The sequence below is a fragment of the Lentzea aerocolonigenes genome, from assembly GCF_000955955.1.
Taxonomy (GTDB): domain Bacteria; phylum Actinomycetota; class Actinomycetes; order Mycobacteriales; family Pseudonocardiaceae; genus Lentzea; species Lentzea aerocolonigenes_A.
The window spans coordinates 1-487 of the sequence record NZ_JYJG01000189.1; the positions used below are offsets into that span (position 1 = coordinate 1).

Genomic DNA, 487 nt, shown 5'->3' on the forward strand with positions numbered 1-487 from the left:
CGGGGAAGCTGCGGGTTTTGCGGCCGATGTCCATCGGCTGCGACTTCTCGCCCAGCACCAGGGGGATGATCCCGCATTGCAGGCGAGCTTGCGAACCTGCTCGGCCGGGACGCGCTCGCCGTTGTCCAGCATCGCCTGCCCCACCTGCCCGGCCAGGTTGTCGTAGCTCATCGTCAACGTGAGAGTGACCGGCTCGCCGCCGTGCTCAGGCAACTGGTCGGCGCGCAGCATCAGCTCGACCAGCTCCGCGAACGCCTCCCCCTCACGCTCGGAGCGCGAGCGCAGGTCCGGGCCTTCGCTGGCGGTCTCGGGCCGCGGCTTGGCCAACGGATCCAGGATCGCCTCGTAGGCGGCGCCGGTGACCGTGTCCAGCAACATCTTGACCTCAAGCTGCCCGTTCTTCTTCCACTGCTTCCTGTGCCAGTTGACCAGCCGCTCGGGCTCGGGCTCACCAGGCTCGGGGTCGTCCTGGTAGAGCGCGTAGGCC

General features: G+C 68.6%; 1 protein-coding gene. It reads right to left on the reverse strand.

Annotation, left to right across the window (positions count from 1 at the left end; genetic code table 11):
* A partial coding sequence (locus UK23_RS24375) for a DUF222 domain-containing protein (protein WP_156213353.1) occupies positions 1 to 487 on the reverse strand: 487 nt, incomplete at both ends.